This is a genomic window from Streptomyces anatolicus (assembly GCF_019400875.1).
In the GTDB taxonomy this organism is placed as follows: domain Bacteria; phylum Actinomycetota; class Actinomycetes; order Streptomycetales; family Streptomycetaceae; genus Streptomyces; species Streptomyces anatolicus.
This window is the reverse complement of record NZ_WMBF01000211.1, coordinates 1-10,587: the sequence shown is the minus strand read 5'-3', so window position 1 is coordinate 10,587 and position 10,587 is coordinate 1. Positions and strand designations below refer to the sequence as shown.

Annotated in this window: 3 protein-coding genes; all 3 read right to left on the bottom strand. The window is 73.4% G+C overall.

Going from position 1 to position 10,587, the window contains the following annotated elements; genetic code table 11:
* Positions 1 to 1,710, bottom strand: a 1,710-nt coding sequence (locus GKQ77_RS19155; RefSeq protein WP_219690140.1) for a type I polyketide synthase, incomplete at its 3' end; no start/stop codon positions are given.
* Between the two features lies 1 nt (position 1,711).
* Entirely contained in the window at positions 1,712 to 8,290 is a 6,579-nt protein-coding gene (locus tag GKQ77_RS19150) for an SDR family NAD(P)-dependent oxidoreductase (protein WP_443728924.1), read from the bottom strand.
* 20 nt (positions 8,291 to 8,310) lie between these two features.
* Positions 8,311 to 10,587 (bottom strand): SDR family NAD(P)-dependent oxidoreductase (locus tag GKQ77_RS19145; RefSeq protein WP_219690138.1); only part of this gene is annotated, 2,277 nt, incomplete at its 5' end.

The window sequence follows — 10,587 nt, the reverse complement described above, 5'->3', positions numbered from 1 at the left end:
CACCAACACCGTCCTGCCGTCGATGTCGGCCGTTCCGCGCACCACCGGCTCGGCGAGTTCTTTCAGCAGTTGGTCCTTGTCCGCGCCGACGACGACCGCGCGGTGCGAGAACGCCGACCGCGACACCGCGAGCGACAACCCCACATCCGCCACCGACACATCAGCCCCGGCCTCAGTGGCCAGGAACTCTCCGAGCCGTCCCGCCTGCGCCTCCAGCGCCGCCGCGCTCTTGCCCGACACCACCCACGGCAGCGGACCGTCCGCGGCGCCCGCGTCCGGGCCGGGCCGGGCGGCCGGTGCCGGCGGTGGTTCCTCTTCCAGGATGACGTGCGCGTTGGTGCCGCTGACCCCGAAGGACGACACCCCGGCGCGACGCGGGCCGTCCGGCCGGGCCCACGCGCGCCCCTCCTTCAGCAGCTCGACGGCGCCGGATGACCAGTCCACGTGGTGCGAGGGCGTATCCGCGTGCAGGGTGCCGGGCAGGAACCCGTGCCGCATGGCCATCACCATCTTGATCACGCCCGCGACCCCGGCGGCGGCCTGGGCGTGGCCCATGTTCGACTTCACGGACCCCAGCCACAGCGGCCTGCCCTCGGCGCGGTCCCGTCCGTAGGTCGCCAGCAGCGCACCCGCCTCGATGGGGTCCCCCAGCGCGGTTCCGGTGCCATGGGCCTCGACCGCGTCCACGTCACGGGCGGCGACCCCCGCGTTCGCCAGCGCCTTGCGGATCACCTTCTCCTGGGCGCGTCCGTTGGGGGCGGTCAGTCCGTTGCTGGCCCCGTCCTGGTTCACCGCGGAACCACGCAGGACGGCCAGCACCGGGTGGCCGTTGCGGCGGGCGTCAGACAGCCGTTCGAGCAGCAGTACACCCACGCCCTCCGCCCAGCCGGTCCCGTCGGCTCCGTCCGCGAAGGCCTTGCAGCGCCCGTCGGCCGACAGGGCGCGCTGCCGGGAGAACTCCACGAGGGTCGCGGGCGTCGACATCACCGAGGCCCCGCCGGCCAGCGCGAGCGAGCACTCGCCCGACCGCAGTGACTGCGCCGCCAGGTGCAGGGCCACGAGCGATGACGAGCACGCCGTGTCCACCGACATGGCGGGCCCGGTGAACCCCATTTCGTACGCCACCCTGCCGGAGGCGACGCTCAGGGTGCTGCCGTGCAGCAGATACCCCTCCAGCTCGTGCGTGCCGGTCTCCAGGAACCGCGCCCCGTACTCGGGCGAGCTCACCCCGGTGAAGACACCGACGTCGGCACCTCGTACACCGGCGGGGACGATGCCCGCCCGCTCGAAGACCTCCCACGACGTCTCCAGGAGCAGCCGCTGCTGCGGGTCGGTCGCCAGCGCCTCGCGCGGACTGATGCCGAAGAAGTCCGCGTCGAATCCGGCCACGTCCGTCAGGAACCCGCCATGGCGTACGTACGAGCGGCCGGCGGTGTCGGGGTCCGGGTCGTACAGGTCCCGCCACCCGCGGTCCTGGGGGAACTCGTCCACGACGTCCCGGCCTGCGCGGACCACCTCCCACAGCTCCTCGGGCGACGAGACGCCTCCCGGGTAGCGGCAGGCCATGGCCACCACGGCGATTGGCGCGCCACGGCCCGCCTTCAGCGCGTCGTTCTCCTGCCTGAGGCGGTCGCGCTCCTCGAGCAGGGTGCGGAGCGCCCGCTGGATCCGGTCCGTACCCTCCGCTGTGCGATCCGGCGAGTCGGTCATGTCACTTGCCCCTCTCGTCCAGAGCCAGGTCGACCAGTGCTTCCACGTCCATGACCGCCAGTTCGCCGGCGTCCGGGCCCGCGGCCGTGTCCCCGCCCGGCACCGGTGCGTCGGTGTCCGGTCGCGGTGGGTCGGCGCAGGCCAGGACCAGGTCCAAGAGGCCCGCGCTGCGCAGGCCGTCGATCGAGATGGTGCGCAGTACGTCCCTGATCCGGGCGTCCTCGGCCGCGCCCGGGTCCGGTGCCGGACGGAGTAGTTCGCAGAGGTAGCGGCTCAGTTCTCGGGGGGTCGGGTAGCTGAAGACGAGGGTGGACGGCAGCCGCAGCCCGGTCGCCGATGCCAGGCGGTTGCAGAGTTCGACGGCGGTCAGCGAGTCGAATCCGAGGTGGGTGAAGGCCTGGTCGGCTTCGACTGCCGCCCCGGTGGGGTGTCCGAGCACGAGGGCGGCGTGCTCGCGGACCCGGTCGAGGACGGTCGCCTGGGCCTCGTCCTCCGGCAGACCCGCCAGTTCGGCGGGCAGGGTGAGGGGGCCGCTGTCCCTGGCCGTGTCCGACCGGTTCCGGGCGGGGCGGCTGCCGTCGACCAGGTCGCGCAGGAGGAGCGGCAGTTCGTCGCCGCTCTTGTCGCGCAGGGCGGAGAGGTCCATGCGGGCCGGGACCAGCACGGGCTTGCCCAGCGCGCACGCCGAGTCGAAGAGGGCGAGCGCCTCGGGTGTCGGCATCGCGGTGACGCCGAGGCGCCGGGTCCTTGAGAGGTCGGCCTGGTCCAGTCCCGCCGTCATGCCGCTGCGCTCTTCCCACCAGCCCCAGCACAGTGACGTGCCGGCCAGGCCCAGCGCCCTGCGCCGGGCCGCCAGACCGTCCAGGAAGGTGTTGGCCGCGGCGTAGTTCGCCTGGCCCGCGCTGCCGAGCGTGCCGGCGAGCGCGGAGAACTGGACGAACGCCGACAGGGTGTGTTCCCGGGTCAGTTCGTGCAGGTTGACCGCACCGCCGACCTTCGCCCGCAGCGCGCGTCCCAGGCTCTCGGCGGTCAGCGACTCGACGGTGCCGTCCGCCAGTTCACCCGCCGCATGCACGACCGCCGTCAACGGGTGCGCGCGCGGTATCTCCGCCAGCAGATCCGCCACGGCGGCCCGGTCCGCGACATCACAGGGCACGACGGTGACCGTGGCGCCTGCCGCCTCCAACTCCGCGACCAGGTCGGGGACCCCCTCGGCCGCGGGTCCCCGACGGCTCGCCAGCACCAGGCTGCGCACGCCGTGGGCGGTGACGAGGTGCCGTGCCACCAGCGAGCCCACTCCCCCGGTCCCGCCGGTGACCAGTACGGTCCCGCCGCCGAACGCGTCGCCCACCTCGAGGATCAGCTTGCCGGTGTGGCGGCCCTGGCTCATCTCGCGGAACGCCGTGCGCGCGTCGCGGATGTTCCGGACGGAGAGGGGGCTCAGCCGCACCCGCCCCTCGGCGAACAGCTCCATGACGGCCCGCAGCATCTCCTGGGTGGCGTCCGGGCCCTCTTCGTAGAGGTCGAAGGCCCGGTAGTCGACCCCGGGGTGGTCGGACGCCACTTGCCGGGGGTCGCGGATGTCCGTCTTCCCCATCTCGATGAAGTGGCCGCCCCTGGATAGCAGTTGCAGCGAGGCGTCGACGAACTTGTGCGCGAGGGAGTTCAGTACGACATCCACGCCGCGACCGTCCGAGGAGTGGCGGAACTTCTCCGCGAACTCCAGGTCACGTGACGACGACAGGTGTGCGTCGTCCAGGCCGAGCGCGCGCAGGGCGGGCCACTTGGCCGGGCTCGCGGTCGCGTATACCTCGGCTCCGACGTGCTTCGCCAGCTGTACGGCGGCCATGCCGACGCCGCCCGCCGCCGCGTGGACGAGGATGCGCTGGCCCTTTTCGAGCTTCATCACGCGGAAGAGCGCGTGGTAGGCGGTGAGGAAGGCGCTCGGCACGGACGCCGCCTCGGCGTGGCTCCACCCGTCGGGGACGGGCACGAGCAGCCGCTGGTCCGTCACGGCCACGCGCCCGAAGGCGCCGGAGAACGCGCCCATGACGCGGTCGCCCGGGGAGAGACCGGTGACGTCGTCCGCCACCTCGAGCACTGTTCCCGCGCCTTCGCTGCCGAGTTCGGTGCCGACGGCTGTCCTGCCCACCAGTCCCAGGGCGATCGTGACGTCCCGGAAGCTGAGCCCCGCAGCCTGCACCGCGACACGGACCTGCCCGCTCGTCAGGGGCGCCGTCACCTCGGGGCACGGGACCCAGGTCAGGTTCTCCAGTGTCCCCTTGGCCGGGATGCCCAGCCGGTGGGCGCCCGCCGGAGGCGGTTCGAGCTGGTGGTGCGCGGGCGCGGCGGGTGCCAGACGGGGTACGAGGTACGCGCCTTCGCGCAGCGCCAGCTGGTCCTCACCGAGGGCGAGCGCATCCGGGAAGCGGGCCCAGGATGTCTCCTCGTCGTCGATGTCCACCAGGCGGAACCTGCCGGGGTGTTCCGTCTGGGCGGACCGGATCAGCCCCCACACGGACGCGCCGGGGAGGCTTTCGACGCTCTCCTCGCCGCTGGTGTCCACGGCGCGGCGGGTCAGCACCACCAGCGTGGAGTCGGCGAGCCGTTCCTCGGCGAGGAACCGCTGGACCCGGTCGAGTACGCGCGTGTCCACGTCGGTGACCTCGGCGAACAGGTCCGGGCCGGCGGCGGTGAAGTCATCGGGGCAGAGGACGAGGTGCCGGGGCGCCTCCTTAGAGAGGACGTCGTCCATGGACGCGTACGACACGGCTTTCGCGCCGCCCGTCCCGGTGAGCCGCGAGGCCAGGCCGTTGCTCGCCCCCCACACGCCCCACCGCTCGTGGGGGGTTTGCCGCTCACTCTGCTGGAGCGGTCGCCATCGCGTTTCGAACAGTGCCTGCTCGTGCCCGCCTCGTGCCGCGCGCAGCTGCTCGGGACCGGCCGGCCGGAACGTCAGCGCCGCGACGTGCGCGAGGGGGCGGCCGTGGTCGTCGGCGATCGCCAGGGACACGACGCCGTCGCCCGCCGGGGTCATCCGGACCTTCACGCTCGGGCCGCACCGACCGCTCAGCTCCACCCCCGACCACGAGAAGGGCATCCAGCCCTGGCCGTCGGCCATGTCGAGGAGACCGCCTGCCGCCACCGCGTGCAGCACCGAGTCGATCAGCGCCGGGTGCAACACGAACCCGCCGCCGCCCGGCCCGTCGTCGGTCGACGGCAGGGTGGCCCGCACATGGAGGTCACCGCCGAGCTGCCACACCTCGCGCAGCCCGCGGAAAGTCGGCCCGTACGCGAACCCCGTGGCCGCGAGGGAGTCGTAGAAGCCGTCGATGGCGAGCCGCCTCGCCCCGGCCGGTGGCCACACGGCGAGCGCGTGCGCGTCGTCGGCCCGTACGTCCGCCGGCTGCGGTGTGCTCGGTGCCAGGCTCCCCGTCGCGTGCCGGGTCCAGCCGCCCACCGCCCGGTCGTCGTCGCCGGGGCGTGAGTACACGTCCAGGGAGCGGCACCCCGTCTCGTCCGCCGCTCCGACGACGACACGCACCCGCACGTCGCCGGTGTCGGGAAGGATCAGGGGGACTTCCAGGGAGAGTTCCTCGATCGCCGCGCACCCGACGAAGTCGCCCGCCCACAGCGCCAGGTCGAGGTAGGCCGTGCCCGGTACGACGACCGCGCCGAACGCGGCGTGATCGGCGAGCCAGTCGTGGGTCCGCAGGGACCACAGGTCGGTGAAGACCACTTCCCCGGTGCCCGGGTGGTCCACCACGGCGCCGAGCAGCGGATGCTCGGGAGCCGAGAGACCGGCCGCGGCCACGTCCGCCGCGCCCGCCCTCTCCGAGGGGTCGAGCCAGTAACGCTGCCGCTCGAACGCGTACGTCGGAAGAGCCACCCGCCGGCGCTCCCCGAACAAGGCGTCCCACTTCACGGACCCGCCCCGGACGTGGAGTTGGGCCAGCGAGCCGACCACCGCGTCCACCGCTCCGCGGTCGCGCCGCGACGCCGAGACCACCACCGTGTCGGCCGCGTCCTCGTCGGCGAAGGCTTCCCTGGTGATGCTCGCGAGGGCCGATCCCGGGCCCACTTCGAGGAAGACCTGCGCACCGGCGGCACGCGTGTACCGCACCGCGTCGAAGAAGCGGACGGGTTCGCGGACGTGCTTCACCCAGTGCTCGACGGAGGTCAGCTCCTGGAGTGTGGCCTTGCGGCCCAGCCGGGTCGAGACGACCGGGATCTGCGCCTCGCCCGCCGGCAACGCGTCGATCGAGCGCGCGAACTCGTCCAGGATCGGGTCCATGAGCGGGGAGTGGAACGCGTGGTCCACCTTCAGCGGTTTCGCCTGTGTGCCGTCGGCGACGAGCCGGTCCCGGAGTGCGAGGACTTCGTCGTGGCTGCCCGAGACCACCACGGAGTCCGGGCCGTTGACAGCGGCGACGCCGAGACGGTCGTACGAGCGGAGGAGGGCGTTCATGTCGTCCTCCGAGGCGCGCACCGCGAGCATGGCGCCCCGCTCGGTGACCTCCTGCATGGCCCGTCCCCGTGCGGCCACGAGCCTCGCCGCGCTGTCCAGGCCGAGGGCGCCGGAGACGTGGGCGGCGGTGATCTCGCCGACCGAGTGGCCGATCAGGTGGTCCGGCCGTGGGCAGTGCCGCGTCAGGAGCCGGTACATGCAGACCTGGAGGGCGAAGAGCGCCGGTTGTGCGACGTCGGTTCGCCGCGTCCGGGATTCCGGTGGCGCGTCGGCGAGGAGCAGGGGCTTCAGCGCGTAGGGCAGATGGGCGTCGAAGCGTTCGCAGACCTCGTCGAGGCTCCGCGCGAAGACGGGGAACGCGTCGTACAGCTGCCGCGCCACCCCGGGCCACCCCGCTCCCTGCCCCGGGAACATGAAGACGGAGCCACTGAGTCTGCCCGCGGCGCCGCACACCACAGCTGCGGACTCCGAGCCGTCGCTCAGCGATGTCAGGCCCGCAAGCAGTGCCTCCCGGTCAGAGCCGAGCACCACCGCGCGGTGCTCGAACAGTGCCCGGCTCGACACCAGCGAGAAGCCCGCGTCGGCGAGGTCCAGGCCGGGGTCGGCGGCGGCGAAGTCGCGCAGCTTCGCCGCCTGCGCCCGCAGGGCCTGCTGCGAGCGCGCGGAGACTATCCACGGCACCGGCCCGGCTGCGGTGTGGGGCGTCGTCTCCTGTTCGGGCGGCGGCTCGATGGCCGGGGCCTCGGGAGCCTGCTCGATGATCAGGTGCGCGTTGGTGCCGCTGACACCGAACGCCGACACCGCCGCCCGCCGGGGCCGGTCCTCGGGCGTCGGCCAGGGCCGCGTCTTCATGAGCGGTTCCACCGCGCCGGCCGACCAGTCCACGTGCGGCGTCGGCTCGTCCAGGTGGAGTGTCCTCGGGAGCGTGCCGTGGCGCATGGCCATGACCATCTTGATGACGCCCGCCGCGCCCGCCGCGCACTGCGGGTGGCCGATGTTCGACTTCACCGAGCCCAGCCACAGCGGCCGGTCGGCGGGCCGGTCCTTGCCGTAGGTGGCGATCAGCGCCTGTGCCTCGATCGGGTCACCCAGCGTGGTGCCCGTGCCGTGCGCCTCGACGGCGTCCACCTGGTCCGCCGTCAGCCGCGCGTTGGCGAGGGCCTGGCGGATGACGCGTTGCTGGGAGGGGCCGTTGGGGGCGGTGAGGCCGTTGGAGGCGCCGTCCTGGTTGACGGCCGAGCCACGCACGACCGCCAGCACCTCATGGCCGTTTCGGCGCGCGTCGGAGAGGCGTTCGAGGAGCAGCATGCCGACGCCCTCGCCCCAGGCCGTACCGTCCGCGGCGGACGCGAAGGGCTTGCACCGGCCGTCCGGGGCGAGCCCGCGCTGGCGGCTGAACTCGATGAACACGCCGGGCATCGCCATGACCGTCACGCCGCCCGCCAGGGCCATCGAGCACTCGCCGTTCCGCAGCGCCTGGGCGGCCATGTGCAGCGTCACCAGCGACGACGAGCACGCCGTGTCGATCGTGACGGCCGGCCCCTCGAACCCTCCGACGTAGGCGATACGTCCCGAGGCGACCGCGACCGAGGTGCCCATCATCAGGTAGCCCTCGAGCGCTTCCGGTGACTCGTGCAGCGGCGGCCCGTACTCCTGGCGCGCGATGCCCACGAAGACCCCGGTGCGGCTGCCGCGCAGCGTCGTCGGGTCGATGCCGGCCCGCTCGATCGCCTCCCACGAGGACTGCAGCAGGAGGCGTTGCTGCGGTTCGATCGCGAGCGCCTCGCGCGGACTGATCTCGAAGAAGGCCGGGTCGAACTCGTCCGCGTCGTAGAGGAAGCCGCCCTCGCGTACGTACGACTTGCCGGGGGTGCCCGGCTCCGGCGCGTACAGCTCGTCGAGATCCCAGCCCCGGTTGTGCGGGAATCCGGAGATGGCGTCCCGCTCGGCGGCGACCAGGTCCCACAGGTCCTCCGGAGAGCGCACTCCGCCCGGGTAGCGGCAGCTCATGCCCACGATGGCGATCGGCTCGTGCGACGCTGCCGACAGTTCGGCGTTGGCGCGGCGCAGGTGCTCGGTCTCCTTGAGTGATGCCCGCAAGGCCTCGACCACGGCATCCTTCGATTCGGCCATCATGACCTCCGCGTCTCGTCAGGAACGTCGTTCTTCATCGCCATGCGCACCAGGTCGTCCACGCCCATGTCGTCGAGCGACGGCCCTTCGCCGTTCTCCGGCCCCTGCTCCGTACCGTTCGCACCGTTCGTACCGGTGGACCCGTGCAGCCCGTTCCTCTCGCCGTCGCCGCCGTCGGCCGTCCGCTCCGGGAACAGTTCCTCCCGCAGGTACCGCGCCGCGACGACCGGCGTCGGATAGTCGAACAGCAGCGTGCTGGGCAGTTGCAGCCCGGTCACGCGCCGCAGCCGGTTCCGTAGCTCCACGGAGGTCAGTGAGTCGAACCCGACCAGGCTGAACGCCCGTTCGGCGCCGATCGCGTCCGGCCCGCTCAGACCGAGGACCGCCGCGGCGTGCGTACGGACGGTCTCCAGCAGGGCGTCGTCGATCTTGCCGTCCGGCAGTCCTTTCAGCCGGGCCCGCAGGTCGCCCTCCGGCGCTTCGGCCGCGAGAGCGCCGGGGTGCGCGGCGGTGGGCGCGGCGAGGTCGGGGAGATCGGCGAGGAGCCGGCTGGGGCGGACCGCGGTGAAGACGGGCGCGTACTCCGCCCACTCCACCTGGGCCACCATCACCTGCGTCTCGCCCCGGCCCAGCGAGGCGGCAAGGGCCGCGAGCGCCGCGTCGGGTTCCATCGGCGGCAGCCCCAGGCGGCGCAGGCGTTCCTCCGCCTCGCCGGACACCATGCCGCCGCCGCCCCAGGACCCCCAGGCCACGCAGGTCGCGGGCAGCCCGGCCGCACGCCGCACCTGCGCCAGCGCGTCGAGGAAGGCGTTCGCCGCGGCGTATCCGCCCTGGCCGCCGCTGCCCCAGATCCCGCCGACGGCCGAGGAGAAGAGCACGAACGCGTCCAGCTCCAGGTCGGCGGTGAGTTCGTGCAGCACCGTGGCGGCGGCCACCTTGGGCCTGAGCACCCGCTCCAGCTGCTTCGCCGTGAGGGATTGCACCAGCGCGTCCGCGAGTACCGCCGCACCGTGGATCACCGCGGTCAGCGGGTACTCCTGCGGAACCGAGGCCAGCACCTTCCGCAGCCCGTCCCGGTCGGCGGCGTCGACCGCGGCCACAGTCACGCGCGTCCCGAGCGACGTCAGCTCCGTCACCAATTCCGCGATGCCGGGCGTGTCCTTCCCTCGCCTGCCGACCAGGAGGAGGTGGGGCGCACCGGCCCGGGCCAACCAGCGGCAGACGTGCGAGCCGACCGCGCCCGCACCGCCCGTCACCAGCACGGTGCCCCGGGGACGCCACTCCTGCGGCGGCGCGTCACCCAGCGGTGCCGCGTCGCCCAGCGGTGCCCGTGTCAGGCGCCGCCCGAACGCTCCCGAGGTGCGCACCGCCACCTCGTCCTCACCATGGACTCCGTCCTCGGCACCGACGCCACCGAGGACCGCGCACAGCAGGTGCGCGGCGCGCCCGTCCAGCCGGGCGGGCAGGTCGACGAGCCCACCCCACCGTTCGGGCCGCTCCAGCGCGACCACCCGGCCGAGCCCCCATATCTGGGCCTGCAGCGGATTGGTGACGGTGTCGGTGTTCCCCGTGGAGACCGCCTCGCGCGTCAGGCACCACAGCCGGGCCTCGACACCAGCGTCGTCCAGGGCCTGCACCAGGGCGACCGTGCCCGTCAGGCCGTCGGAGACCGGTTCGTGCGCGGCGGCCAGGCCCTCGTCGACGAGTGCGGCGAGTGAGAGTACGCCGGTGAGACGGCTCGGGGTGTCCTCCTCCGCGAGCGTGGCGGCGAGCCCTCGGCCGAGGGCGGCGCGGTCCCGCAGGTCGGCCGGTGCGATGTCCCACCGGATCACCTGGGCACGGCGTTGCCGCAGCGCGTCGAGCACGGTCTCCACCGCGGGGTCCGCGGCGGCGGCCTCGGGGACGGCCACCAGCCAGGCGCCCCCCTCCCCGCCGGGTGTGCCCGGCCCGTCCCCAACACCGGGCAGCGGTTTCCACGTGGCGCGGTAGCGACTGCTCTCCAGCGCCGACCGGTCCAGCCGGCGCCGCCGCCACGCCGCCATGGCGGACAGCACGGCGGGGAGGGCGGTGCTCACACCGTCGCGCTCACCCTGCGCGTCGCCGAGTCCCAGCGTGCTGATCAGCGCGTCCAGGTCCTCGCGGTCCACGGCGTCCCAGAACTCGGCCTCGACCGGGTCCTCGGGCGTGCCGGTCGCCCGGTCGGCGTCGGCTTTGCCGGAGTCGAGCAGCCAGTAGTGCTGGTGTTGGAAGGGGTAGGTGGGCAGGTCGAGGTGGGT